This is a genomic window from Kineococcus auxinigenes (genome assembly GCF_050871525.1).
Classification (GTDB): Bacteria; Actinomycetota; Actinomycetes; order Actinomycetales; family Kineococcaceae; genus Kineococcus.
In genome coordinates this window covers 63,739-90,401 of record NZ_JBKBCT010000003.1, presented here as the reverse complement: position 1 = coordinate 90,401, position 26,663 = coordinate 63,739, and the positions used below count along the sequence as shown (strand labels likewise).

Sequence of the window (26,663 nt, the reverse complement as noted above, 5' to 3'; positions counted from 1 at the left end):
GGCGCTCCTCAGGCCCAGGTGGACGGGTCGTGGACGGTGCGGGAGAGCAGGGTCTCCCGGGCTCCCATCGCGATCGAGTTCGTGCGCCCCGTCCCGGTGTCCAGGCCCCAGATGCGCCCCGTCGACCGTCCGCGACGGAAGTTGACGGCCACGACACCGTCGCAGGGGACGACCTTCTCCTGCCACGCGAACAGGTGGACGTCCTCGCGCAGCTTCCACACCCGGCCGCGGTCGGTGTCCGCCAGCCCGCGCTCGGCCCCCGCCAGGCAGTGCCAGGTGTAGGCGCTGTCCGTGAGGTAGAGGTGCTCGTAGGCGTTGTCCGGACCGTAGACGTACAGCACGCGGGCACCCACGAGCTCGGAGGTGCGTTCGTGGCGCGCCGAGCTGCCGGCGAGCGAGCCGGTGCGCACCTCCTCCTCCACCCGCGGGGTCCCGGGCGGGGCGTCCTCGCGCAGGGTGCTGCGCACCACGGTGGCCGCGCCGAGCAGCTCGTCGACGACGACGACGACGGCGACCGCGTCCGGTCCGGCCACCGCGGCGTGGATCAGGTGCAGGCCCTCGTCGACCTGCTTGACCGCGGCGGGCGCCACCACCTCGACCGGCCCCCGCCCCGGCGCTTCGTCCCGAAGGGTGACCGAGCCGTCGGTGCCCAGGTGCAGGGCCAGGCTCGCGCCGCCGTCGAACTCGGCGCGGAACGAGCGCCCGGCCAGGACGTCGGAGTCCGGGAGGTCGTAGTCGCCGAACCCGTGCCCGTCGAGGGCGTCCAGCGTCGGCCACTGGTCGGCGGGCAGGTAGTCGAGCACCACGGGGGCGCCGGCACCGGTGTCGTTGGGGGTCACGGTTCGCTTCCTCTCGCAGGTCGTGCCGTGCTCTTCACGGCAGCGGTCGTCCAGGACGGCGCGTCAGCCGGCCGGCAGGAACGCCAGGCTGCCGGCGTCCACGACGCTGGTGCCGCCGTCGACGGGGACCACCGCGCCGTGCACGTAGGAGGCTGCCGGAGTCAGCAGCCAGGTGATGACGGAGGCCACTTCCGCCGGCGTCGCGGCCCGGCGTTGCGGGACGGCTGCGGTGACGCGGGCGTAGGACTCGTCGAGGTCGAGGCCCAGGGGTTCGCCGAACTCAGCCATCTCCGCGTCACCCATCTCGGTGCGGACCCAGCCCGGTGCGACGCAGTTCACCCGGACCCCGCGCGGGCCCAGGTCCACGGCGAGGTTCTGGGTCAGCATGTGCAGACCCGCCTTCGAGGCGCCGTAGGCGGCGTAGGCGGGTGAGGCGCGCAGGCCGGCGACCGAACCCACCGTCACCACCGAGCCACCGGACCGCACCAGGTGCTCCAGCGCGGCGCGCACCAGCAGGAACGGTGCGGTGAGGTTGGTGCGCAGCGTCTCCTCCCAGTCCTGCACGGACAGGGTGTCGACGGTCCCGGCCCGGACGATCCCGGCGTTGAGGACCAGGCCGTCCAGCGTCCCGAACGCCTCCACGGCGGTGGCGACGACCGCGTCGGCGCCCGCGGGGGTGGCGACGTCGACGGCCAGGGGCAGCGCCCCCGTCCGTCCGGCCACATCCTGCAGGGGGCGGGGCCGGCGTCCACAGGCGAGCACCTGCTCACCGCGAGCCCGCAGCGCAGCGGTGACCGCCGCCCCGATGCCGGTGCCCGCTCCCGTGACGACGACGTTCACGACGGGTCCGCCGCGAAGTCGAGGTCGCGGCGCGCCGTGGCTCGCCACCACCCCAGGACCGCGAGCAGCGGGATGCCCAGCAGCAGCCACGCCCCCACCCCGCTGCCGCCGAGCAGCGCGTAGTTCGTGATCGCCAGGTAGAGCACGACGACGAAACCGACCAGGGACAGCGCCGGGGCCACCGTGGTCCCCCACAGGCCCTCCTCCGCGCGACTGCCCGCCAGGAAGGACAGCATGGCGATGCAGGTGACCAGCAGCACGGTGAGCAGGGACGCCGTGCCCAGGGCCAAGAGCCAGAAGTACGTGGTGCCGATGGGGTCGGCGCGGGTGATCTCGAACCCGCCCAGGACCACCAGTTCCGTGGCGCCGATGGCCAGGGCGGCGGCGACCGGGGTGCGCGAACGACTGCTCGTGCGGCCCAGGACGGTGGGGATCGCCCCGGCGCGGCCGAGGGCGAAGACGTAGCGGGCGAACAGGTTGTGGAAACCGATGAGCATGGCCAGGAAGCTGGTGACGACCAGGAAGTCCAGGACCGTCACGAACGAGGGCCCGAGGTAGCGCCCGGCGATGTCCGGGACGAAGGTGCCCGACTCCAGCTTCGCCGCGGCGTCGTCCTGCACGGTCCCCAGGCCGTTCGCGGTCGACAGGCACCACGTGGTGAAGGCGTAGAAGAGACCGATGAAGCCGATGGACAGGTACGCGGCGCGCGGGATGGTTCGACGGGGGTCGCGCGCCTCCTCGGAGAAGACGACCGTCGCCTCGAAACCGGTGAAGCAGGAGACGCAGAACAGGAACGCCACCCCCAGCCCGGGGGCGAGCACCGCGTCCGGGGTGAAGCCGGACAGCGAGCCGCCGGACGGCCCGCCACCCTGCACCAGGATGCCGACGTCCAGCACGACGAACGTGGCGACCTCCAGCAGCAGCAGGACGCCGAGGACCTTCAGGCTGAGGTCCACCCCCCGCGCCGTGAGGGCGGTGACCAGCAGCAGGGACAGCAGGAGCAGCACGACGCGGGGCACCGGCAGCCCGAGCCGGTCGGCGAACAACTGCGTGACGAAGACCCCGTACTGGCTCCACAGGGCGCACTGCACGGCGACGTAGAACAGCACCGTCACCCCGGCCGCGGCCGCACCGGCCCGGGCGCCCAGGCCCGAGGCGACGTAGGTCACGAACCCGCCGGCGTTGCGGATGCGGCGGCTCATGGTGACGTAACCGACGCTGAAGATCGCGAAGAGGACGCCCGCCATCAGGAAGACGGCGGGCGCAGCGGCACCGATGCTGGCGAAGACGACGGGCGAGCCGCCGACGACGGCCGCCATGGGCGCCACCGCGGCCACGACGAAGAACGTGACGCCGATGACGCCGAGGCGGTCCCGCTGCAACCCGGGGTTCTGCACGGCGCTGTCCGTCCCCGGGCGCGTCGCCGAGGGTGCGGGCTCCGTCCCGCTCACGACCGGTCCCGCGCCGGGAGCGTGCTGCGCAGGGCGCGGACTCGCGGCACCGCGGGCGAGGTGGGGGTGTGCATGGAGTTCCTCTCGGGGTCTCGGAGGTGGAGGGTGCGGGGGTCGCCGGGCGCGCGGGCCGTGACCCGCCCGCCGGGGATCAGCAGTTCGAGCACACGGCGTCGGGGGACGGTGCCACCGCCCAGGACATCCGGTGCACCTGCGTCCCGGAGCCGACCTGCTCGTCGATGTCGTGGACCACGTCCCCGCCCACCAGGGTGAGGTCGACGGGGACCTCGTGGAACTGCTCCACGGGAACGCGCAGCGCGCCCCCGTCGTCGAGCACGCGCTCGCCCAGGACGCAGACGTCGCCCACCTTCCCCCGCTCCAGTGAGCCCTTCCAGTCCTCGGCGTGGTCCTGCCACGCACCGGCGGTGGTGAACGCCCGCAGGGCGTCGTGGAACCCGATGCGCTGCTCGGGGCCGGAGACGGCGCCGGAGGCGCCCTGGCGCAGGAGGGCGCCCTGGAGGCCGAGGCGCCAGTCGGGCGACACGTTCGGCGAGTCGGAGGAGATCGCCACCACGACACCCGTGGCCAGCGCCGTGGCGAGCGGCACCTGGTAGGCGGCGCGCTCGGGGCCGACCACCGCCGGTTGGCTGTCCGCGATGAGGCTCTTGATCGCGGGGTTGAAGTTCACGCCGAGCCCGTGCTCGGCGAGCAGGTCGAGCGTCTCGGGCCGGGCGAGGTCGCCGTGGATGACGTAGTGGCGCGACTGCGATCCGGAACCGTCCGACAGCGCCTCGGCGTAGGCGGCAGCGACGGCGTCGATCGCGGCGTCGCCCGTGGCGTGCGTGCCCACCTGCCAGCCGGCCTCGTGGACGAGGCGGACCATGGCGGTGAGCTCGGCGACCTTGGCGGCGGCGTCCTGCCCGGCCGTCACGAGGCTGCCGCGCCCACCGCCGACGTACTCCTCCCGCACGAAGGCGGTCCGGCTGGCGATGGGCACCCCGTCCGCGCGCAGCTTCACCCCGCGCACGGCGAACAGCCGGGAGTCGACGTCCTCGGCCGGGTGGTAGGCGGCCAGCAGTTCGCGCACCTGGTCGGCGCTCACCGGGTAGGTGTCGTCGGGCCGGCTGAGCAGGGCGGTGACCCGCAGCGGCAGGGACGCCTCCCGGGCCATCTCCGCGTACAGCGAGCGCGTCAGGTCCCCGATGCCCGGTTCGGTGCAGCTGGTGATGCCCAGGCGGGACACGGCGGCCGCGGCGTCCTCGATCGCGGCCCGCTGCTCCTCCCGGGTGAAGGCCGGCACCTGCGAGTTCACCAGGACCATGGCCGTCTCCCGCAGCACACCGCTCGGCCGGCCGGACCCGTCGAGGACCACGACCCCGCCCGCGGGGACCGGGGTGCTCCCGGTGACGCCCGCCAGCTCCAGCGCCCTGGTGTTCACCCACAGCTGGTGGTTGGACCAGTCGAGGAGGACGACGGGGTTGTCGGGCGCCACCGCGTCGAGGTCCTGCCGGGTGGGGGCGCGCCCCTCGGTGAAGAGGTCCTCGTTCCAGCCCTTGCCCCGGATCCACGCGCCCGGCGCCGCCTGCGCGACGGCCGCGGCGACGGCCGCGGCGACAGCGGCGATGGTGCCTCCGGCCGCCTCGCCGACGTCGATCGTGCGCGGGGGCATGGCCAGCCCGGTGCGCACGAGGTGCAGGTGCGAGTCGTTGATGCCGGGCACCGCCGTGCGTCCGCGCAGGTCGATCACCCGGGTGCGCCGGCCCACCCACCGGCGCACCGACGAGTCGTCGCCGACGTGGACGACGACGCCGTCGCGCACGGCGAGCGCCGTCGCGATCGTGTCGCAGCGGTCGAGGGTGACGACCTGGCCGTTGACCAGGACGGTGTCCGCGTGGCGGCGACCGCGGTGGCCGGGGCCCGCGCTCGCCGGGGCGGCGCCCGCCAGTGCCGCGGCCCCCGCCGCGGCACCGGTCGCGGCGCCGAGGAGGAGACGGCGCGTCGGGCCCGTCGCGGGGTCGGTGGTGCGGTGCTGGGCGTGGTCGTGGTGCGTCACGGTTCCTCCTGGAGGACGGGGTGGGCAGCGGCGGTTCAGGCGGTGAAGGGGCGACCGGTGATGCGGTCGCTGACCTTGCAGCAGCAGGCCCCGGCGCCCAGGCAGTCCGCTCCGTGGCGGCTGCTCATGGCCACGGCGGCGGCGGTCGACGCACCACCGGCACCGCTGGTCCCGCCGGCGGCGGAGGCGCCGTGCACGACCGTCCCGCCGAGGACCGTGGCGGACACGGTCATCCCGGGCAGGTCGCGGGCGTCGGCGCCGAGGAGGTCGCCGTCGAGCACGCAGAGGTCGGCGACCATCCCGCGCTGCAGCGTGCCCTTCCACCGGTCGGCGTGGTCCTGCCAGGCGGGGGTGCGGGTGTAGGAGGTCAGGGCTTCCAGGCGGCTGATCGCCTGCTCCGGCCCGGTGACGCCGCCGTACATGCCTTCACGGGTCTCCGCGCCGAACACGCCGACGAGCCAGTCGGGCATCGTCACCGGCGCGTCGGAGGCGCTGGAGACCCGGACGCCCGCGTCCAGGGCGCTGCGGTACGGGGCCTGCCAGGCGGTGCGCTCCGGCCCGAGGACGCTCTCGACGCTGCTCCCCAGCAGGTGCTTGATCGCTGCGTTCATGTTCGCGCCGATGTCGTGGCGCGCCATGGTCCGCAGCGTCGCCTCCGGCGCGAGGTCCGCGTGGATGACGTAGTGGCGCAGGTCGCTGCGGCACCGACCGCGACCCGTGGCGGCGAGGTAGGCGGCGACGACCGCGTCGATCGTGGCGTCGCCGGTGGCGTGCGTGCCGACCTGCATCCCCGCGTCGATCGCCACGGCGATGATCTCGTCGAGCTCGGCGACCTGCTCCTCGATCGTCGCGCCGTCCACGGTGAGCGAGCCGTGGGTGCCGTCGAGGTAGGGGTCGTGCAGCCAGGCGGTCCTGGCGGCGGTGGGGATGCCGTCGCCGAACACCTTGACGCCGGCGACCCGCAGCAGACGCTCGTCGACGCCCTGCAGCGGGGAGAAGGCGTCGAGCGTCGAGCGCAACCCCGCCGCGTTCGGGCCGGCGCTGAGCAGTGCGGTGATCCGCACGCCGAGGCGCCCGGCGGCGGCCTCGGCGGCGTACACGGCGAGGGTGTCCAGCCCGATGCCCGGCTCGGTGATGCTGGTGATGCCGCGCTGGTGCAGCAGCGCCGTGCCCGCCCGGACGCTCTCGGCGACCTCCTCGGGCGAGAACGGCGGGACGACCGCTCGCACCAGGTTCTGCGCCCCCTCGCGCAGCACGCCGGTGGGCTCACCGTCCGCGTCCTTCTCGATGACGCCACCGGGCGGCGGCACCGTGTCGCGCGTGATGCCGGCCAGCCGCATCGCCGCGGTGTTCACGCTCGTGGCGTGGAAGGAGAAGTCGGTGAGCACGACGGGGTGGTCGCCGGAGACGGGGTCGAGGTCCGAAGCGCGCGGCGGGCGCGGCAGCCGGTTGTCGTTCCAGCCCTGCCCGCGGATCCAGGCGGCCGGGTCCGCGGTCGCGGCAACGGCGTCGCGCACCACGGCGACCAGTTCCTCGATCGTCGCGGTGTCGACCGGGTACGAGTACGGCGGCAGGTTCAGGCTCAGCGAGTTCAGGTGCAGGTGCGAGTCGTTGATACCGGGCAGGACGGTGCCCCCGGCGGCGTCGAGGACCTGCGTGCGGCGCCCGGTCAGGCGCTTCACGTCCCGCGCCGAGCCGACCGCGATGATCCGTCCGTCGCGCACGGCGACCGCCTCGGCGGTGCGGCAGCGCTCGTCCATCACGAGCACCTTCCCACCCAGGACGACCAGGTCGGCGGGACCGGTACCCGCAGCCGCAGCGGCGGGCACCGCCGAGCCTGCGACGGCGACCCCGGTAGCGCCGGCGGTCGCGCTGATCAGAGTTCGACGACTGAGGTGGGACACGGAGGACTCCTGTCGGTGGCGGCAACCCCTGGCCGGCCGACGCGGTCGGCCCCGAGGTGAGGACGGGGGCCGAGGAAACCAGCAGCGCAGCCGCGGCGCATCCGTACGAATACTGAGGAGAACAGGCGGCACAACGTGTGAACCTTGTCAGTTCGCAGTCGCGGGCGTACCGTCACCGCCACCGCCGAGCGAAGTTCGAGGAGCCTCATGGAGAACGAGGCCGTGGCAGTCGCAGCCGAGATCGGCGCACTGGCCGCTTCAGGACGGGGGACCGCACGAGCAGACCGGGCACTGGAACTCCTGGACCGCGTGGTTCCGAGCGATGCGTCTGCACTGCAAGTGGTCGACGGCCGGATCACGTCGTTCGTGGCGGCCCGTGGAGAACTGGGGGTCGCGGACAGCACCTCCGCTGAGGAGTTCCTCCAGGAACCGAACGTACCGAGGCTCATCGGTGCGGAGATCCCCCTGTCGCTGTCCACCGACCTGGGGAACTCATTCCGTCAGGGGCGCTTCTTCCGCAGGCACCTGGAGCCGGCTGGTTTCCGGGACGGGGTCTCGGTGCACCTCGGGTCCAGCGGCGTCACGCTGGGTTTCCTGCACCTGTCGGCGGTGCAGGAGGTGTTCGGGTACCGGGAACTAACGGTCCTGGCCGCGCTGCGGCCGGTGCTGGCCGGGTGGCTGCAGCAGGAGCGCAGGAGCACCCCGGCACTCTCGGACCGCCTGCCGGTCGGCGCTTGCGCTGCGGTCGTCGTCGGTGCGCGCGTCGAGGACGTGCCCGGGCGCGAGCGACCGCCGTTCCTGGGTGATCCGGGATTCCGCGGGGTGCTCGAGCACTGCGGTTCCTCCGCCGAGCGCCGGCTCACCGCCTGGTGGGACGACGGCCGGCAGTGGTACCGGTTCGTCGTCGAGCCGCTGCACCACGACGGCCGCCGCACCGGCGGGCACGTCCCCCTGCTGGTGCACGCCGTGGCGGGTTCCCTGCCGGCCGGTTTGACGCGCCGTGAGGTGGACGTGCTGACGTGCCTGGCCCTGGGCATGGACAACGCGTCCATCGCCCACGTGCTGGGCGTCTCGCTGCGGACCGTGCACTCGCACGTCGAAGGGGTGCGTCGCAGGACGGGCAGCGCGAGCCGGCTGGAAGCGGCGGCCTACGCCCACCGCGAAGGAGTGCTGCACCCGCTGCGGCAGCTCCCGAGCGGCGGCGTGGACAGGCTATCGCACCGCCGGTGAGCGGACAGGGCTCCCGGTCCGCGCGACCGGGAGCCGACCGCGCTCAGGCGGCGACCAGGGGGATCGCCGCCATCACGAGCATGCTGCCGGCCATGCCGCTGCTGCACACGCCCCCCACGAGGGGTTCGCGGTGCACCGCGGCGACAGCCGGGGGCCCCGGCACGCACCGGCGCACGGCCAGCAGGAACCACGCTCCCGCGACCGCGAGCGCCACGAGGGCGGTGTCCCCGGCCACGGCGTGGACGTGGGCACCGGGGGGCGACACCGCCGCGGCGGTCACGCCACCACCGGAACCCTCCCCGGGCCCCAGCACCAGCAGCACGACCGCCATGGCCAGCAGCTCGACCGCGGTGACCGGCGGGCGCCCGCCACGGCGAGCGCGTGCGGCACTGGCCCACGCGGTGGCGAACGTCCCCAGGACGACGGCGCACCAGACCTCGAAGGGGACGGTCCAGCTGCCTCCGGCGAGCAGCCCGGGGAGCATGGCCACGGTCATCACGAGGTGCGGCCAGCGCTCGTGGCGGTGGACCAGCGTCGCCACGAGCGCCAGCACGACACCGAGCACGGCCACGCCGAGGTGGATGTGGTGCAGCACCCCGCCGTGGTCGGTCACGGCACCGGGGTGGTCCTGGGAGCCGTGCCGTCCTCCGCGGGCCGGGGCGGCCGGGTGGCGGCCGCGGCACCCGCGACGAAAGCCAGCACCACCAGGGCGACGAAGAACCCGGCGAGGGCGCTGGAGCCGGCGATGAGCGTGGTGAAGTTCGCCAGCACCGTCACCAGGATGCCCAGCAGGCCGATGCCTCCCAGGGCGGGGGCGACGCGGGTGTTCCACACCCGGCGGTCCAGGCGGGTCCGGGCGAAGAACACCAGCACGGCCGTGCACGCCAGCAGCATGAGCGTGACGACGCTGACGGTGGCCAGGCCGGACATCCAGGTGAACAACTGCGCCACCGGGTCGGCGCCGGCGAGCGCGAAGGCCGCCAGCACGATGACCGCAGTGGCGGTCTGCGTCAGGGAACCGGTGTGCGGCGAGCGGTGCCGCGCGTGGGTGCGGGCCAGGGCCGAGGGCAGCGCCCCGTCGCGGCCGAGCGCGAAGAAGTAGCGCGAGATGGCGTTGTGGAAGGACAGCAGCGCGGCGAAGAGGCTGGTGAACAGCAGCACCGGCAGGACGTGGTCGCCGAAGGAGCCCAGGTACTGCCCGCTCACGACGCCGACGACCAGGTCGCCGATGTGCTCGCCGGCCACCGATTGCACCTGCGAGGGACCGACGGCCGTCACGATCGCCCAGCTGGCCAGGGCGTAGAAGACGCCGATGAGCACGACGGCGACGTAGGTGGCGATCGGAACGGTGCGGCGCGGGTCGCGGGCCTCCTCGCCGTAGATCGAGGTGGCTTCGAAGCCGATGAAGGAGGCGATGGCGAACATCAGGGCGATGCCCGGGGAACCGCTGCTGAAGGAGGAGGGCTCGAAGGAGGTCAGCGACGTGCCCTCCGGACCGCCCTTGACGAAGATCGCGACGGTGAGGGCGGCGACGATCCCGATCTCCAGCACGAGCAGGACGCCGAGGACCTTGGCACCCAGGTCGATGTTGCGGTAACCCAGCACGGCGACGACCGCGACGAGCACGAGCGCCCACAGCCACCAGGGCAGGTCCGGTCCGCCGTACTGCACGACCAGGCCCTGCAGGGTGGCGGCGGCCAGGCCGTAGACGGCGGCCTGGACGGCCGTGTACGTCAGCAGCGCCAGACCGGCCGAGCCGAGCCCGGCACGCCGACCCAGGCCGCGGGTGACGAAGGCGAAGAACGCGCCGGTGTCCGTGACGTGCCGGCTCATCGCGGCGTAGCCGACGCTGAACAGCAGCAGGACGAGCGCCACGACGAGGTAGGCCGAGGGGGTTCCGGCACCGTTGCCGATGGCGAGCATCACCGGCAGGGCACCGCCGATGGCGGTCAGCGGGGCGGCGGAGGCGACGACGAGGAACACGATCCCCGGCACGCCGATGGTCCCCCGCAGTCCGTGGTGCTCGGTCTCGCCGGCGCGCACCGCCTCAGCCACGACCGATCTCCCCGCCGTGGCAGGGAGCGCCGCTGGCACCGTTCCCGTTCGCACCGCCGCCTGCGGAGCAGTGCCCGGAGGAGGTCGGCGGGACGTCGAGGGCGGGGTTGCGGTCGAAGAAGCCGACCGGCTTGAGCTTGAAGCCGGTGTAGTCCACCGGCATGATCGGCCAGTCCTCCGGTCGGGGTACGTGCGTCAGGCCGAAGGTGTGCCACACGACGACGTCCTGCCCGTCGATGTCGCGGTCGTCGGCGACGTAGGCCGGCAGGCCCGCACCCCCGGAGTGCTGGTTGACGAAGTCGCCGGCGGAGTAACGCTCAGCTGGGTCGTAGCGGGTGACCCACAGGTGCTCGGCCGCGAACGCCGCGCGCTTCTGGATCGAGGAGTCGTCCGCGGCCAGCAACGTCGGCTGCCCCTCGGGGAACAGCGCGTAGGCCACCGGGCGCCCCAGGGCGTTCTCGCGGTTCGGGTTGCTGATGTGCCAGACCCGCGCCGCGGCCGGGTCCGCCTTGCGCACGGCCTGCAGCTCGGTGCGCAGCGGGGTGACGGTGGTGGTGAACGCGTTGCCGCGGACGTTGTCCGGGCCGATCGGCACCCGGGCGACGTCGACCTCCTCGACGAGGTTGGTGTCGCCGTCCACCGCCATGTCCAGGCGTGCGCTGAACAGGTGCTGGTGGTAGGGAGCACCCAGGCCGGGAGCGATCTCCGAGGCGTACGGGTAACCCTCACCGGGGTACGCGGAGGTGAAGACGATGCCGGTGGCCTTGGCCTCGAACTCGATGGTCCCGTCGAGGTAGAGGTACCAGTAGAAACCGTAGTCGTAGTTGCCGACCGTGGTGAAGAACGAGATGACGAGGCGGCGCTGGCGGCGCACGGCGGCCTTGCCGGCCCACAGATCGGTGTGCTTGAAGAGGATGCCGTAGTCCTCCTCGTGGATGCAGACGGCGTTCGGCAGCACCCGCGGGTTGCCCGTCTCGTCGGCGATGACGCCGTCCAGGTAGGTGATCTCCCCCACGCAGTCGCAGCCCAGCTCCAAGGCGTTGGCGTAGCGGCCGATGAGGTACTCACCGGTGTCGAAGTAGTTCTGCCAGCTGCGCACGGGGGACGGGTCGCCGTACGGCACGACCATCTCGGCGATGGAGGCCCGGTGGACGATCGGGCGCTGGCGCTGCTGATCGCGGTCGAAGAAGGAGATCTCGTGCAGCACGAGCCCTTCGCGGGCGTCGAACCCCACGCGCACCGAGAAGTTCTCCCACTGCAGCAGATCGCCGTCGAGGGTGAAGGACGGTCCCTCGGGTTGGGTGATCGAGATGGGCTTCTGGCTCGTGCGGTACTCCCCGCGCACCGCCGGGTCGTCGTAGTTGCCCGACCCCTGCGGCACGGGGACGACCCCGAGGTCGACGACCTGGGCCACCTCGCGGGCGATCACGTCGACGTAGCCGACGAGGCCGTCGATCGGGTGCGCCCAGGCGTGGTCCTCCGGGTGGTCCTGGCGGAAGGCCAGCCCGCGCAGGACGCGCTTGCCGACCTCGCCCTCGATGTCGTCGAAGACGCCGGCCGACAGCGGTGCGACGCGCACGTCGGCGACGTCGAGGTCCCGCGCGGCCAGCGCCGCCAGCCACCGCTCGTCGGTGGCGAGCAGCTGCTCGACGAGCTCGAACTCCTCGTCGAGGACGGGCAGCTGCCCGTCGGCCTCGGCGTCCAGGTCGGTGACGGACTCGACCCGGCGCGCGTCCAGGTCGACGATCACGTCCTTGGCCGCCACGACGCGCACGTCGTGCAGGAGGGCGCGAGCGCGGCGCACGGGAGCGGCGCCGCCGTCGCGTGCGGCGCGCAGTTCGGCCTTGGTGGGTTCCTCGAGCCCGACGTACACGAAGCGGGTGCCCTCGTGGACGAGGCCGGCGGCATCGAGGACCTCGCGGACCGCGCTGATCTCCTGCACGGTCAGCGAGGACAGGGGGTGACGACCGGTGGTGGTCAGATCAGGTGCGGGCACGGTCGTGCTCATGCGGGACCTCCTCGTTGAGTCTCCGACTGTAGAACCAACCGTAACCCGTGGGTTTCCTCCTTGAGAAGACCCCGTTACGGTCTTGTTTCGCGCTCTCGCCCGACGAGTCGGGGTTCGGTCGGTTCCCTCAGCGGTGGCTCGGGGCCGGACCCGGTCAGGAGCGGCTCAACCGGGAGATCCAGTCCTCCAGGGCGGCCTCCTGGGACGCCGGTCCGCTGACGTCACCAGCCAGGACCATGACCTGCGACCCCATCAGCTGCGCCAGCAACTGATCGGCGAGGACGTCGTCGGTGCTGGTGGTGCGGACCTGCCCGAGCGAGCGCCCCTCGGCGAGCCAGCCGCGGATCGAGGTGCGCCAGGCTCGCATCGACTCGGCGTGCAGGACGGCGAGGTCCTCGTCGGCCGGGAGGCGCCCCCACACCGCGAGCACCGCACGGGCCTCGTCGAGGGTGAGCTCCTCCAGCGGCAGGACCTGCCGGCAGAAGGCGCGCAGCGCATCGACGCCCCGCAGGCCCTCGACGGCCTCGGCCGCGCGGTCGTTGGTGGCCGCGTACACGTGCTGGTAGACGGCCCGCAGCAGGGCCTCCTTGTCCGCGAAGTAGTGCGTCAGCGCCCCGTTGGCGTACCCGGCCGCACGGGCGATCTCCCGCATGGTGGCGGCCTCCAGGCCGCGGTCGGCGATGAGGTGCCAGGCGGCCTCGATGATCCGCTGGCGGCGTTCGGCGTGGTCGACGAGCCTGGGCATGGTGGGCACAGCCTCGCACCGCCGGCAGCGGCGCGCGCAGGCGGTACCGACGGCCCGGCCCGGGCGCGCCGAACGACCGGACGCCGATCGTCAGCCGATGCCGGCGATCAGCTCGGCGGCCTGGTCGCACGCCGCCTTCTGGTGCGGCTCCAGGTCGTGGCCGTACATGCCGCCCACCACGGGGAACAGCGGGTCCTCCATCAGCTGCACACCCGCGAGCGTCTCGATGCACGCGTAACCGCAGAAGGGGACGTAGTACGGGGAGTAACCGCCCTCCTGGACCATCGCCACCTTCCCCCCGCAGACCTCCCGGGCGACGTCGAGCACCATCTGCGTCATGCCCCGGAACCCCCTGGACGTCACCAGCTGGCGCGCCAGCGGGTCCATGGCGTTGGGGTCCATGCCGGAGGCGACGACGATCAGGTCCGGGCGGAAGGCGCGCAGCGCCGGGACGATGACGTTCTCGGTGGCGTAGAGGTACCCGCCGTCCCCGGTGCCGGGGGGCATGGGGATGTTGAGGTTGTACCCGTGGCCCGCGCCCTCACCGCGCTCGGTGCTGAAGCCGGAGTTCGGCGGGAAGCAGCGGTCCTGGTGGAGGGAGATCGTGAGGACCGACGGGTCGTCCCAGAAGATGGACTGGGTGCCGTTGCCGTGGTGGACGTCCCAGTCCACCACGGCCACCTTCGGCACGCCGAGCACCTCACGGGCCCGCTTGACGGCGACGGCCGCGTTGTTGAAGACGCAGAACCCCATCCCGGTGTGCGCCGGTGCGTGGTGCCCGCACGGGTGGACCAGCGCGTAACCGTTGTCGATGCGCCCCTCCACGACAGCGTCGACGATCTCGATGGCTCCGCCGGCGGCCAGGGTGGCGATCTCGTAGCCGCCCTTGCCGAACGGGGAGATCCCGTCACCGGCGTCACCGCCCTTGGGCTGCCGGCTCTCCCGCTGGATGCGCTCGACGTGCTCGGGGGTGTGCGCTCGCAGCAGTTCCTCCTCGCTGGCGTGCCGGGGTTGGAGGCGGTGGAGGTGGTCGATGAGCCCCGACACGACGACGAGCTCGTGCATCCGCCGCTTGGTGTCGGCGTGCGCGACGTGGTGGGAGATCGGTTGCAGCCCGATGCCCGGGTCGGCCGGGAACAGCGGAGCGCTGCCCGTGTCGCCCCACCCGTAGAGCTCGTGCCAGAGGTATCCGGTGGTCAAGGTCTCTCCCGTGGTCGCAGTGGCACCGTCAGACGACGGCGGGTTCGGCCCGCCGGTGGACGACACGGCCACCGAGGACGGTGAGGTCGACCGGCACGGTGGGCAGGTCGTGGGGGTCGACGGTCTCCAGGTCGGCGCCGACCACCACGAGGTCGGCCACCTTCCCGGCCTCGAGCGTCCCCTTCCAGTCCTCGGCGAAGTCCTGCCACGCCGGGTTGCTGGTGTAGGTGCGCAGCGCGGTCGCGAGGTCGATCCGCTGGTCCGGTCCGCTCACCTCGCCGCTCGCCTTCCCCTCGCGCAGCAGCATGGTCGACAGCCCCTGGCGCCAGTCGGGGACGGTGACGGGCGCGTCGGAACTGCTCATGAGGTGGACACCGGACTCGGCCGCCAGGCGGTAGGGCCACTCGTAGGAGGCGCGCTCGGCGCCGACGACTCCGACCTCGAGGTCGGCGATCGTCCACTTGATGGTGGGGTTCATGTTGACCCCGATGCCGTGCTCGGCCATCCGCGCCAGCGTCGCCGCGCTCACGAAGTCGCCGTGGATGAGGTAGTGGCGGGCGTCCGGGCGCGGGTGCGCCTGCTGCGCGGCGACGATGGCGTCGACGACCGCGTCGATGGCCCGGTCACCGGTGACGTGGATGCCGAGCTGGTGGCCGGCCTCGTGCCCGGCGAGCACCATCTCCCGCAGCGTCTCCACCCGCTGCTCGTCGGTGGCGCCGCCCACGCACAGGGAGCCGCACCCCCCGCCGACGTACTCCTCGTGCATCCAGGCCGTCCCGCTCGGCGGGATGCCGTCGGCGAACACCTTGACGCCGAGGACGCGGAAGCGGCGGGGGTCCGGCTGCTCGGGCAGTTCGGTACCCAGGTTCTCCCGGAACTCCTCGGCCGATCCGGACATCCCGGTCGGCAGCAGCAGTGCGCTGACCCGGACGCCGAGCTCACCGGCCGCCGCCAGGCGCGCGTAGACGGCCAGACCCTCGGTGCCCATGGCACCACCGGCGAGCGCTTCGCCGCCGGGCCCGAGGGCCGGGTCGGTGATGCTGGTGATGCCCAGCTCCTGCAGCTTCCGGACCGCGGAGCGGATCGCCTGCTCCCGCCGCTCGGCGGTCAGCGCCGGCAGCGCCCCCTGCACGAGGGCCTGCGCCCCCTCGCGCAGGACACCGGTCAGCCGGCCGTCCGCGCTGGCGTCGACGTACCCGCCGTCGGGTACCGGGGTGGACTCGTCGACGCCCGCAGCCCACAGGGCCGCCGAGTTCACCCAGGAGGTGTGCCGGGAGTAGTCCTGCAGGAAGACGGGGTTGTCCGGGCTGACCGCGTCGACGTCGTCGCGGTGGGGCAGGCGGCCCGGTTCCGCCAGGCACTCGGCCAGGTAGCCGTCGTCCCACCCCGTCCCCACGATCCACTCCCCCGGCGCGGCGGCCGCGACGGCCTCCCGCACGGCCTCGCGGATGTCCGCGATGGACGTGACGGTGGGGTGGGTGAGGTCCAGGGAAAGCGGTGGGGAGTCCAGGCCGAAGGCGATGGCGTGCAGGTGCGAGTCGTTGATGCCGGGCAGGACCGACCGGCCCGCGAGCTCGACCACCTCCGTCTCCGGACCGATCCACTCCTCGATCTCCTCGTCGCTGCCGACGGCCACGACGAGGTCGTCGAGGATCGCCACCGCCGAGGCGGTCGTGAAGTCGGCGTCGACGGTGAAGACCTTGCCGCCACGCATCACCAGGGTCGCTCGTCGCACGGTTACCACTCCTCACCGGAGCCCCTGTCGTGGAACTCCTCTTTGAGTCTCCGACCGTAGAACCACCGGGGCAGGGGCGAGTTGCACCGGTGAGAAGATCTCGTTACCTGCCTGTTTCGCACCGCCTGTTTCGCACCGCCTGCTTCGCACCGCGAGGTGCTGGACGGACCCGCCCGGGTGCGGGCGGGTCCGTCAGGACGTCTCAGGCCGTCGGCGCGACGGTCGGCGAGGCGCCGCTGATCACCTGCGGGGCGGCGACGGCCTTCAGGCCCTCCACCCCGAACTCCAGCCCGTAGCCGGAGCTCTTGACGCCGCCGAACGGCATCATGGGGTGCACCGAACCGTGCGAGTTGATCCACACGGTGCCGGCCTGGATGCGCTCGGCGACGGCGCGCGCCGCCGCCGGGTCCGAGGACCACACCGATCCGCCGAGCCCCACGTCGAGGCGGTTGGCGCTGGCGATCGCCTCCTCCACGTCGCTGTAGCGGATGATCGGCAGCGCGGGGCCGAACTGCTCCTCGTCGACGAGCGGGTCGCCGTCGTGCAGGTCCGCGACGAGGGTGATCGGGAAGAACAGCTCCCCCAGCTCGGTCGCCGGCTCGCCGCCGGTGACGACCCGGCCGCCGCGCTGCTTGGCGTCCTCGACGAGCCGGGCGACGATGTCGAACTGCTGCTTGTTCTGCAGCGGGCCCAGCACGCTGGACTCGTCCAGGCTGGGGCCCATCGGCATCTTCCGCGAGACCTCCGCGAGGGCGTCGATGACCCGGTCGTAGAGGGAGTCGTGCACGTACAGCCGCTTCAGGGCCGCGCAGGTCTGGCCGGTGTTGATGAAGGCGCCCCAGAACAGGCCCTCGGCGATCGCCTCCGGGTCGGCGTCGGGCAGGACGATCCCGGCGTCGTTGCCACCCAGCTCCAGGGTGAGGCGGGCCAGGTTCCCGGCAGAGCTCTCGATGATCTTGCGACCGGTGGCGGTGGAGCCGGTGAACATCACCTTGTCCACGTCGGGGTGCGAGGACAGGCGCGCGCCCACCTCCCGCTCGCCCGAGACGGCGGTCAGGACGCCCTCCGGCAGCTCCTCGTTCAGGATCGACACGAGCGCCAGCACGCTGAGGGGCGTGAACTCCGAGGGCTTGACCACGACCGAGTTGCCCATCCGCAGCGAGGGCGCGATCTGCCAGATCGAGATCATGAGCGGCCAGTTCCACGGGCCGATCGCCCCGACGACCCCGACGGGCCGGTAGACGAGCTCGGCGCGGGTGGTGCCGTCGTCGACGACGACCTGCGGTTCGAGCACCGTGCCGGCGGTGGCGCGCAGCCACGACGAGCAGGCACCGATCTCGAAGCGGGCGTTCGGGCCGTTGAGCGGCTTGCCCTGCTCGCGCGCCAGCAGCTGCGCCAGCGGCTCGGCCAGGGCGTCGATCCGGTCGGCCATGCGCAGCAGCGCCTGCGAGCGCTCCTCGTGGCCGCGGGCGGCCCAGCCGGGCTGGGCGGCGCGGGCGGCGGCGACGGCCGCGTCGAGGTCCTCGACGGTGTGCACCGGGGCGTTGCCGAGCACCGCGCCCGTGGCGGGCTCCCGGATCTCGCGGCCCTGGCCCTGCGGGGCGGCCACCCGGGCCAGCAGCTCCTCGTGGGCGGCGGGGGCCGTCGTGGTGTCGATCATCAGGTGCTCCTCCTGGTCCTGCTCGCGGGCTCCTCGGTGAGCCGGCCGCGGTGACGGGTCCAGCATCGCCCGCCGGCGGCCGGGAGCCTTGGCCGTCAGCGCGAGGCCCTTGTCCACGGGTGCACGAAGACACCCGCGCTGGTGACCGGGGCCGCAGGCGCGGTGCAGGGTCCGCAGGAGAGAGCCGCAGCGCAGCAGCCCGTCGAAGGAGACGACCTTGTCCTACGACACCATCGTCGTCGGTGCCGGTTCCGCCGGTTCCGTGATCACTCGCCGCCTCGTGGACGCCGGTCAGCGCGTCCTCCTGCTGGAGGCCGGCGGCGACGACGTGAACCCGGCCATCCACGACGTCGGCCGCCTCGGGGAGCTGTGGTTGAGCCCGGACGACTGGGGGTACTGGACCACCCCCCAGCCGCACGCCGCGAACCGTCGGCTGCACCTGCCCCGGGGCAGGGTGGTCGGCGGCTCGCACTCGCTCAACGCGGCCATCTACGTGCGCGGGCACGCCTCGGACTACGACGCCTGGGCCGCGGCGGGCTGCGAGGGCTGGTCGTGGGAGGACGTGCTGCCGGTCTTCAAGGACATCGAGGACTACGACGGCGGGGCCGGCGAGCTGCGCGGCAAGGGCGGTCTGCTCGACGTGGTCGGCAGCTACCCGCTCGCGCCGATCCAGGCCTCGATCGTGGAGGCCGCCCAGCAGGTCGGGATCCCGCTGAACCCGGACTACAACGCCGGTGAGCTCGACGGGATCTCCCAGCAGCAGGTCACCGTGCGCGACGGCAGGCGGCTGACCACGTTCACCGCCTACGTGCGCCCGGTGCTCGGCTCGCCGGACCTGGACCTCGTCACCGGAGCCCACGTGCACCGCCTGCTCGTGGAGGGCGGGCGCGTGGTCGGCCTGGAGTACGAGGCGGGCGGGGAGCTGGTGCGCCAGGAGGCCGGTCGGGTCGTGCTCGCCGCCGGGGCCATCGGCTCGCCGCGGCTGCTGCTGCTCAGCGGCATCGGGCCGGCCGCCGAGCTGGAGGCCGTGGGGGTGCGCCCCGTCCTGGACCTGCCCGGGGTCGGCAAGAACCTGCACGACCACTTCCTGTCCCCGGTGCTGCTCACCACGACCCGCCGGGAGATCGCCCCGCCCACCGGCGGCGCCTCGATCACCCAGACGCACCTGTTCGCCCGCAGCCGCCCCGCCCTGGACGTGCCGGACACCCAGCCGATCAACTTCAGCGTGCCCATGTACCAGGAGGGGATGCAGGGCCCGGCGACGGGTTTCACCCTCCAGGCCGGCATCGTCCGCCCGGCCAGCCGCGGTGAACTGCGGCTGTCCGGGCCCTCCCCCGACGACGAGTTGCTCATCGACCCGGCGGCGCTGGCCGAGGAGAGCGACCTGGAGGCGCTGGTGTTCTCGGTGCGCCAGTGCCGCGAGATCGGTGCCGCCCCGGCACTGGCCGAGGAGTGGGGCGCGCAGGAGCTGTACCCGGGCCCGGGGGTGGGCACGGACGAGGAGCTGCGCGAGTACGTGCGCCGCACCGTCATCACCTACCACCACCAGGTGGGCACGTGCCGCATGGGTCACGACGAGCTCTCCGTCGTCGACCCGCAGCGGCTGGGGGTGCACGGCCTGGCGGGCCTGCACGTCGCCGACGCCTCGATCATGCCGAGGATCACGTCCGGGAACACCAACGCGCCCAGCATCCTCATCGGCGAGAAGGCCGCGGCGGGCCTGGCCGGCTGAACGCGGCGGGCCTGGCCGGCTGAACGCGGCGGGGCCGGGACCACCCGCGGGTCCCGCCCCGCACCCCCCACCGGGGCCCCGGCGCCTCAGCCTCGCCGCAGCGCGCTGCGGGTGCCCGACGGCGGTTCGCCGTAAGCGGCCTTGTAGACGTGGGAGAAGTGCGCCGGGTCGTGGAAACCCCACCGGGCGCCGATGGCGGCGACGGGCACGCCCGCGAGACGGGGGTCGGTGAGGTCGCGCCGGCACCGCTCCAGGCGGCGCTGCCGGATCCAGCCGGAGACGGTCGCGCCCTCCGCGCGGAACAACCCGTGCAGGTGGCGGGTGGAGACGTGGTGGGCCGCGGCGATGCCGGCGGGCGTCAACCCGGGGTCGCCCAGGTGCGCCTCGACGTGCTCGTGGATGCGCGCCAGCAGCGCGCGCCGGCGGGCGTCCGCGCTGGAGCGGACGTCCAGCTCCGAGGAGACCAGGGTGGTGACCAGGTCCAGCGCGTGCGTGGTCAGCCGAGTGCGGGCCGGGCCCGGGAGCCGGTCGAGCTGGTCGGCCACGTGCGTGAGGAAGGGCGCCACCACGGCCCCCAGGCCGTCACCGCCGTCGAACCGGGTCGCCGTCACCTCGCGGACCTGCTCGGGCGCCAGGCCCACCAGGGCGTGCGGGAACATGAGGATCACCGCGCGGAAGTCGTCGTCGAAGGCCATGGAGTACGGCCGGGAGGTGTCGTAGACCGCCAGGTCGCCGGCACCCAGGACCGCTTCGCGATCCCCCTGCACGAGCAGGCAGCTGCCCTCCAGCTGCACGCTCACCTTGAAGCGGGGAGGGCCGCCGTTCTCCACGAGCGCCGGGGTGCGTTCCACCAGCTGGCGGCGGGCGGCGATCTCGACCACCTCGACACCGCCCGCCCCCGAGGACCGCAGGTGCGCGCGGAAGCGGTCGGGGGTGCTCGTGCTGACCCGCAGCGGCACGAAGGCGGAGGAGATCGCGTCACGGAAGGCGTCGATGCCCTGCAGGTCCAGGGACCCGCCTGCGCGTACCGGTTCAGGTGCGGACGTCACGGCTCTCCCTCCCGGTCCGCCGCCACGGCGCCGAGGCGGCCGCCCGATGCTAACCGGGCTGGACGGGCTCGGGGAGGTGCGGGCCGGGTCGTTCACCCGAGCGCACCCGTCGCACCACCGCCGCGACCCAGCGCCGCAGAGAGCTCGCCGGCCGCCGCGGCCAGGCGCGCGGCGAGGTGCGCCTCGTCGAGCACCGTGCCGTCGATGTACACGACCGCGAGGGCGCACGGCTCCTCCAGGTGCGCCGGGACCGGCACCGCGACGGCCCGCAGGCCGGGGATCACCTCGTCGTGGGAGGTCGCCCAGCCGCGGCGGCGCACCGCGGCGACCTCGGCGGCGCGCGAGCCCCCGGCCGCCGCGGGACGGGCGGCGAGCAGGGCCAGCCCCGGGGCGCCCCGCTGCAGGGGGTGGACGGTCCCGGGCCGCTGGGCGAGGCTCGCACCGGGGCGCCGGGATTCCACGCTGGCCAGCGTCACGCAGTCCTCGCCGCGGGCGACCACCGCGAAGGCGGTGACGCCCAGGTCGGCGGCGACGGCCTCCAGCACCGGCTCGGCCGCGGTGCGCAGGTCCGGGAGCACGGAGCGCGCCAGCACGGCGAGCCCGACGCCGGGGCGGTAGCGCCCGGCCGGGTCCCGGTCGACGAGGCGGTGCGCCTCCAGCGTCCGCAGCAGCCGGTAGGCGATGGAGCGGTGCAGCCCGAGACCGGCGGCGACGTCGTCGACGCTCAGGGGACGCTCCGCCCCGGCGAGCAGCTCCAGGACCCGCAACCCGCGCGACAGCGTCTGCGACAGCGCCCCCTCGACCGCCACGCCTCCCCCTCGCCGAACCGGTGGTTGCCGCAGACCCTACCGAGACGCCGGTCGGCCTTGACGGTACCGGCGGGCGTCCCTACGGTTGTTCTACATCAGAGTTGAGTGTTCTGATATCGAACGCGTCGACGGCGGCGCAGGCGGCCACAGAGAGGTGGGCACAGCCCGTGCAGTTCCACCACCACGGATACGTCTCCGGTGATCCCCGGGTCCAGCCGGCAGCCGGCGTCGGGCTCGACCGTCCGGACGACCTGCCCGACGAGGTCGACGTCCTCATCGTCGGGACCGGCCCGGCCGGGATGATCACCGCAGCCCAGCTCTCCCGCTTCCCCGGCGTGGTGACCCGCATCGTCGACCGACGCGACGGCCGCCTCGCCATCGGCCAGGCCGACGGGATCCAGGCGCGCAGCGTGGAGACGTTCCAGGCGTTCGGCTTCGCCGACCGGATCACCGCCGAGGCGTACCGGATCACCGAGACCGCGTTCTGGAAGCCGGACCCCACCGACCCGGCCCGCATCACCCGCACCGCGCTGACACCGGACGACCCGTCGGGCATCAGCGAGTTCCCGCACCTCATCGTCAACCAGGCCCGGGTGCTGGACTACTTCGCCGAGTTCATGGCGAACTCCCCGACCCGGATGCGCCCGGACTACGGCTACGAGTTCAGCGGCCTGCAGGTCCACGAGGGGCGCGAGCACCCCGTCGAGGTCACCCTCGTCCACACGGCGGGTGAGCGCGCGGGCCGGAGCCGCACCGTCCGGGCGAAGTACGTCGTCGGTGCCGACGGTGCCCGCAGCAGGGTGAGGGCCTCGATCGGCTGCACGCTCGCGGGCGCCGCCGCCAACCACGCCTGGGGCGTCATGGACGCCCTGGCCGTCACCGACTTCCCCGACATCCGGCGCAAGTGCGCCATCCAGTCCGCCACCGGCGGCAGCATCCTGCTCATCCCGCGCGAGGGCGGGCACCTGTTCCGCATGTACGTCGACCTCGGCGAGGTCCCCGAGGGCGGCAGCAGCGCGGTGCGCAGCACCACGATCGAGCAGATCATCGCCACCGCGCAGGAGATCCTGCACCCGTACACCCTGGACGTGCGCGACGTCGCGTGGCACAGCGTCTACGAGGTCGGCCACCGCCTGACGGACCGCTTCGACGACGTCCTGCCCGAGGAGGCGGGGAGCCGCAGCCCGCGCGTGTTCATCACGGGCGACGCCTGCCACACCCACAGCGCCAAGGCCGGGCAGGGCATGAACGTGTCCATGCAGGACGGTTTCAACCTGGCCTGGAAGCTCGGGCACGTGCTGGAGGGCCGCAGCCCGGAGAGCTTGCTGAGCACCTACTCGGCCGAGCGGCAGGTCGCCGCCCAGGCCCTCATCGACTTCGACCGCGAGTGGTCCACGCTCATGGCCAAGAAGCCCGAGGAGATGGCGGACCCCTCCGAGCTGGAGAGGTACTACGTCCGCACCGCCGAGAACCTCGCCGGTCTCGCGGTCCGGTACGCCCCCTCGCAGCTCGTCGCCGAACCCGTCCACCAGGAACTCGCCACCGGTTTCCCCGTCGGCAGGCGCTTCAAGTCCGCGCCCGTCGTCCGCGTCTGCGACGGCAACCCCGTCCACCTGGGGCACCACGCCACTGCGGACGGCCGCTGGCGGATCTACGTCTTCGCCGACGCGGCCGGGCCCGGCGAGGGCTCGGCCGTCGGGGAACTGGCGCAGTGGCTGACCGGCGCGGCGGACTCCCCGCTGGCCGCCACCCCGGCCGGTGCCGACCTGGACGCGTGGTTCGACGTGAAGGTGGTCTACCAGCAGGCGCACCCGGAGGTCGACACCACCGCCGTCCCGGAGGTGTTCAAACCCCGGACCGGCCCGTTCGGGCTGATCGACCACGAGAAGGTGTACGCGGCCGACCCGGCGTCGGACGTCTTCGAGCTGCGCGGTGTGGACCGCAGCGGTGGCGTCGTGGTGGTGCGCCCGGACCAGTACGTGGCGAACGTGCTGCCGCTGGACGCGCACGCGGAGCTGGCGGCCTACTTCGCACCGCTGCTGCGCCGGCCCGTGGCCGCGAGGACCTGACGCCCGCGCCGGCCGCCGCCCCTCCGGGGGCGGCGGCCGGCTACTTCGCGGCCGCGTTCACCGCGATGATCTCCTCCTGGTAGGGCGCCACGACGCTCGCGCTGATCCGGCAGTCGAGGAGGAAGACGCCCTCGCGCCCGGAGGCGAGCCACTCGGTCAGGCGTTCCAGGTCCTCCACGGTGCGCGCCACCGCCGCCTCGGCACCCACGGCGCGGGCCAGGCCGGCGAAGTCCACCTCGGGGATCAGCATCGGTTCCAGCGCCAGGCCCTGCGAGCCGTACAGGCTCACCTCGGCGTTGTACGCGGCGTCGTTCCAGACGACGACCACGCCGCGGCGCGTGGTGCGCACCACGCTCTCCAGGTCGGCCAGCGCCATCAGGCAGCCGCCGTCGCCCGTCGACAGGACGATCGTGGAGCCCGGGCAGGCGCGTGCCGCGCCGACGGCGCTGGCCAGGCCCAGCCCGATGCTCTGGTAGGCGGTGCCGACCATCTGCATCCGGTGCGGCTCGGCCACGGGCCAGTACGTGTTCGCCCAGCCGATGAAGTGCCCGCCGTCGGACACGACGACGCGGTCCTCGGGCAGCACCTCCGCCAGCCGCGCGGCCACGCTGCGGGGGTCCAGCCGCCCGTCGGGCGCGAGCCCGGAACCCGGGTGCCGGCGGTGCAGCCCGCGCCGCGTCAGCGCAGCGGCCGCATCTCGCCACCCGGGGACCGCGTTCGTCCGGGCAGGCAGGGCGTCGAGCACGGCACGCACGGCACCGGCGGCACCACCCCGGACGAACCGCGTCACCACCGGGTGGGTCGGGCCCTCCGCCTCGTCGATCTGCACGACCCGGGTGCCGGCACCGAAGAGGCGACCGAAACGCGTCGTGAACTGGTTCAGGCCCGCGCCCACGACGAGGACCACGTCCGCCTCGCCCACCAGCGCCATCGCCCCCTCGTGGCCGAACCCCCCGGTCACCCCCAGGTCGAAGCGCGGGTCGGGGAAGAGGCTGCGCGCGGTCGCCGTGGTGCCCGTGACGGCACCGAGGACCTCCGCGAGCTCCCCGAGGACGGGACCGGCACCGGCCAGGACGGCGCCGCGCCCGGCCAGCAGGAACGGTCGCCGGGCGGTGGCCAGGTCCGATGCCGCGGCGGCGGCCGCGACGAGGTCCACGTCGACCGGGACCGCAGGTTCCAGCGCCGGCAGCTCCCCGGCACGGGGCGCCCGGCCGGCCTCTTGCTTGGCGACGTCGTACGGGATCGCCACGACGACCGGAGTGCGCTCGCCCAGGGCGTGCTGCAACGCCGCGGTCGTCACGGCGACCGCGTCGTCCGTGCCGACGGTGAAGGTGCGCACACCGACCCCGGCGGCGATCGCCCCCTGGGCGACGTCCCACGGTCGCGGTCCCGTCGTCGGCTGGTCGCCCACGACGAGCACGAGGGGGACGCGCGCCTGCGCCGCCTCGGCGAGCGGGGTGACCGCGTTGGTGAAACCCGCGCCGTACGTGGTGGTCGCGACGGCGATCCGCCCGCTCGCGCGGCAGTACGCGTCGGCCGCGGCGACGGCGGCCGCCTCGTGGCGCACCGCGGTGAACCGCACCCGTCCCGCGGTGTGCAGGGCGTCGATGAAGCGGGCGTTGCCGTTGCCCATCAGGCCGAAGGCGTCGGTGACGTGCGGGGCGAGGGCGTGGGCGACCAGGGCGGACGTCGTGGACACGTGGACTCCGGGGCGACGGTGCGGGAGGTTTCCATGTGTGTCTCGCGGCACCACCGCTTCGTGCCCCTTTTGCGGGCACCGGGAACCTCACCCGGACGGCACCACCTTAGGACGGGAACCCGCTCGCCGGAAGCCCGTCGAGAACGGTCGTGCCGGTCGCTCACTCGCACCGGGTCAGGCTCCCGGAGCGAAGACCTTGCCCGGGTTGAGGATGCCCGCGGGGTCGAAGACCTCCTTGATCCGCCGCTGGAGGTCGAGCTGGTCCGCACCCAGCTCGTCCCCCAGCCACCGGCGCTTGAGCAGGCCGATGCCGTGCTCGCCGGACAGGGTGCCACCCACCTGCAGGGCGAACTGGAACAGCTCCCCGGCCGCCCGCCAGACCGCCTCGGGCACCTCCTCGCCCCGGAAGGCGAAGGTGGGGTGCAGGTTGCCGTCCCCGGCGTGGCAGGCGGTCGGGATGACGAGGCCGTAGCGCTCCTCGAGCTCGCGCACCCGCGCGAACACCGCGCTCATCGCCTCCAGCGGGACGGCGACGTCCTCCACCAGCAGCGTCCCCAGCGTCTCGATGGCCGGGAACGCCTGCCGGCGCACGGCCATCAGCCGGGCACCCTGCTCGGGGTCCGTCGTCAGCTCCGCGTCGCCGCCGGCGGCGGTGGCGAGGGCCAGGACCGCCTGTCCCTCCTCGAGAGCACCGGTGCCGTCGGTCTGCACCAGCAGCAGCGCGTCGCCGCGGGAGAGCAAGTCGACGCCGCTGTACCGGCTGACGCACTCCAGGGTGCGGCGGTCCATCAGCTCCATGACCGCCGGCGTCCACCCGGCCGCCACGACGCTCGCGGCCGCCGCCGCGGCCCGCTCGACGGAGGGGAAGGACGCGCTGATCGTGGCGACCTCGCCGCGCACGAGCGGGCGCAGCTTCAGGGTGCACTCGACGATCACCCCGAGCGTCCCCTCGGAGCCGACCAGCAGCGCGCACAGGTCCAGGCCGGTGACCCCCTTGACGGTGTCGTGACCGACGCTGATGAGCCGGCCGTCGGCCAGCACCACCTTCAGCGACAGCACGGCGTCGCGGGTCACGCCGTACTTGGCGCACAGCAGACCGCCGGCGTTGGTGGCGATGTTGCCGCCGACGGTGGAGATCTCCCGGCTGGCCGGGTCGGGGGCCCACCACAGCCCCTCCCCGGCCAGCCGGCGGTTCAGCTCGGCGTTGAGGACACCGGGCTCGACCACCGCCAGGCGGTTCTGCGGGGAGATCCGCAGGACGCGGTCCATGGCGCGCGTGGACAGCACGATCTCCCCGGCCCCCGCGATCCCCCCGCCGACCAGACCGGTGCCCGCCCCGCGCGTGACCACCGGGACGCCGTGGGCGCTGGCGGTGCGGCAGGTGTGCTGGACGTCGGCGATCGAGCCGGCCTCGACGACGCACAGCGGTGCACCGTCGCTCACCCGGCCGGAGCGGTCCCGGCGGTACTGCTCCAGCACCGCCGGCGAGGTCCGCACCCGGTCCGGCATCGCCGACACCAGGTCGGCGACCACACCCGCGGGGGTGGTCGGCACGCCGTCCGCGTCAGTGATCACGGGGTCCTCC

At 73.6% G+C, this 26,663-nt stretch carries 19 protein-coding genes; 3 read left to right on the top strand and 16 right to left on the bottom strand.

Going from position 1 to position 26,663, the window contains the following annotated elements:
- Positions 1-8: 8 nt before the first annotated feature.
- The 5 genes from ACRYR9_RS02285 to ACRYR9_RS02265 all read right to left on the bottom strand — a co-directional run bounded on the left by ACRYR9_RS02285 (position 9) and on the right by ACRYR9_RS02265 (position 7,012).
- The gene (locus ACRYR9_RS02285) at positions 9-839 is read right to left on the bottom strand and encodes a MoaF C-terminal domain-containing protein (protein WP_432491571.1); all 831 of its coding nucleotides are present in this window, start codon (positions 837-839) and stop codon (positions 9-11) included.
- A gap of 63 nt (positions 840-902) precedes the next feature.
- A complete protein-coding gene (locus ACRYR9_RS02280; RefSeq protein WP_432491569.1) occupies positions 903-1,679 on the bottom strand; it encodes an SDR family NAD(P)-dependent oxidoreductase in 777 nt (258 codons plus the stop codon).
- Positions 1,676-3,130, bottom strand: coding sequence for an APC family permease (locus ACRYR9_RS02275; protein WP_432491567.1), 1,455 nt, complete (start codon positions 3,128-3,130; stop codon positions 1,676-1,678). Before ACRYR9_RS02275 ends, ACRYR9_RS02280 begins: the two co-directional genes overlap by 4 nt.
- A 151-nt stretch (positions 3,131-3,281) precedes the next feature.
- Positions 3,282-5,183: an amidohydrolase gene (locus ACRYR9_RS02270; RefSeq protein ID WP_432491565.1), complete on the bottom strand. Its 1,902-nt coding sequence runs from the start codon at positions 5,181-5,183 to the stop codon at positions 3,282-3,284.
- A 35-nt stretch (positions 5,184-5,218) separates the two neighbouring features.
- Positions 5,219-7,012: an amidohydrolase gene (locus ACRYR9_RS02265; protein ID WP_432491563.1), complete on the bottom strand. Its 1,794-nt coding sequence runs from the start codon at positions 7,010-7,012 to the stop codon at positions 5,219-5,221.
- A 414-nt stretch (positions 7,013-7,426) separates the two neighbouring features.
- Between ACRYR9_RS02265 and ACRYR9_RS02260 the strand changes: the two genes are divergently transcribed.
- Positions 7,427-8,317 carry a helix-turn-helix transcriptional regulator gene (locus ACRYR9_RS02260; RefSeq protein ID WP_432491561.1) on the top strand — a complete coding sequence of 297 codons (891 nt, stop codon included), beginning with the start codon at positions 7,427-7,429 and terminating at the stop codon, positions 8,315-8,317.
- Positions 8,318-8,360: 43 nt separating this feature from the next.
- Here ACRYR9_RS02260 and ACRYR9_RS02255 read toward each other — a convergent pair whose 3' ends face one another.
- From ACRYR9_RS02255 to ACRYR9_RS02225, 7 genes are all read right to left on the bottom strand, one after another.
- Positions 8,361-8,930, bottom strand: coding sequence for a hypothetical protein (locus tag ACRYR9_RS02255; protein ID WP_432491559.1), 570 nt, complete (start codon positions 8,928-8,930; stop codon positions 8,361-8,363).
- Complete coding sequence (locus ACRYR9_RS02250) at positions 8,927-10,372, bottom strand: APC family permease (RefSeq protein WP_432491557.1); 1,446 nt, start codon at positions 10,370-10,372, stop codon at positions 8,927-8,929. The genes ACRYR9_RS02255 and ACRYR9_RS02250 overlap by 4 nt, the downstream gene beginning before the upstream one ends.
- Positions 10,365-12,380 (bottom strand): primary-amine oxidase, encoded by a 2,016-nt coding sequence (locus ACRYR9_RS02245; RefSeq protein WP_432491555.1) that lies wholly within the window; start codon positions 12,378-12,380, stop codon positions 10,365-10,367. The genes ACRYR9_RS02250 and ACRYR9_RS02245 overlap by 8 nt, the downstream gene beginning before the upstream one ends.
- Positions 12,381-12,534: 154 nt before the next feature.
- Positions 12,535-13,125, bottom strand: coding sequence for a TetR/AcrR family transcriptional regulator (locus ACRYR9_RS02240; RefSeq protein ID WP_432491553.1), 591 nt, complete (start codon positions 13,123-13,125; stop codon positions 12,535-12,537).
- A 90-nt stretch (positions 13,126-13,215) separates the two neighbouring features.
- Positions 13,216-14,325, bottom strand: a complete 1,110-nt coding sequence (locus tag ACRYR9_RS02235) for a class II histone deacetylase (protein ID WP_432491551.1) — start codon at positions 14,323-14,325, stop codon at positions 13,216-13,218.
- 28 nt (positions 14,326-14,353) lie between these two features.
- The gene (locus ACRYR9_RS02230) at positions 14,354-16,039 is read right to left on the bottom strand and encodes an amidohydrolase (RefSeq protein ID WP_432491621.1); all 1,686 of its coding nucleotides are present in this window, start codon (positions 16,037-16,039) and stop codon (positions 14,354-14,356) included.
- A 223-nt stretch (positions 16,040-16,262) separates the two neighbouring features.
- Positions 16,263-17,720 (bottom strand): aldehyde dehydrogenase family protein, encoded by a 1,458-nt coding sequence (locus ACRYR9_RS02225; protein ID WP_432491619.1) that lies wholly within the window; start codon positions 17,718-17,720, stop codon positions 16,263-16,265.
- A 217-nt stretch (positions 17,721-17,937) separates the two neighbouring features.
- Between ACRYR9_RS02225 and ACRYR9_RS02220 the strand changes: the two genes are divergently transcribed.
- Positions 17,938-19,452 carry a GMC family oxidoreductase gene (locus ACRYR9_RS02220; RefSeq protein WP_432491549.1) on the top strand — a complete coding sequence of 505 codons (1,515 nt, stop codon included), beginning with the start codon at positions 17,938-17,940 and terminating at the stop codon, positions 19,450-19,452.
- Positions 19,453-19,538: 86 nt separating this feature from the next.
- On the opposite strand, the gene ACRYR9_RS02215 is transcribed toward ACRYR9_RS02220, so the two are convergent.
- The gene (locus ACRYR9_RS02215) at positions 19,539-20,501 is read right to left on the bottom strand and encodes an AraC family transcriptional regulator (RefSeq protein ID WP_432491547.1); all 963 of its coding nucleotides are present in this window, start codon (positions 20,499-20,501) and stop codon (positions 19,539-19,541) included.
- 92 nt (positions 20,502-20,593) lie between these two features.
- The gene (locus ACRYR9_RS02210; protein ID WP_432491545.1) at positions 20,594-21,310 is read right to left on the bottom strand and encodes an IclR family transcriptional regulator; all 717 of its coding nucleotides are present in this window, start codon (positions 21,308-21,310) and stop codon (positions 20,594-20,596) included.
- Positions 21,311-21,477: 167 nt separating this feature from the next.
- On the opposite strand from ACRYR9_RS02210, the gene ACRYR9_RS02205 reads away from it, so the two are divergent.
- A complete protein-coding gene (locus tag ACRYR9_RS02205; protein ID WP_432491543.1) occupies positions 21,478-23,379 on the top strand; it encodes an FAD-binding monooxygenase in 1,902 nt (633 codons plus the stop codon).
- Between the two features lie 40 nt (positions 23,380-23,419).
- On the opposite strand, the gene ACRYR9_RS02200 is transcribed toward ACRYR9_RS02205, so the two are convergent.
- On the bottom strand, positions 23,420-25,078 hold the full coding sequence (locus ACRYR9_RS02200) for a thiamine pyrophosphate-binding protein (protein ID WP_432491541.1): 1,659 nt from the start codon (positions 25,076-25,078) through the stop codon (positions 23,420-23,422).
- Between the two features lie 174 nt (positions 25,079-25,252).
- A complete protein-coding gene (locus tag ACRYR9_RS02195) occupies positions 25,253-26,587 on the bottom strand; it encodes an FAD-binding oxidoreductase (RefSeq protein ID WP_432491617.1) in 1,335 nt (444 codons plus the stop codon).
- Positions 26,588-26,663: the final 76 nt, after the last annotated feature.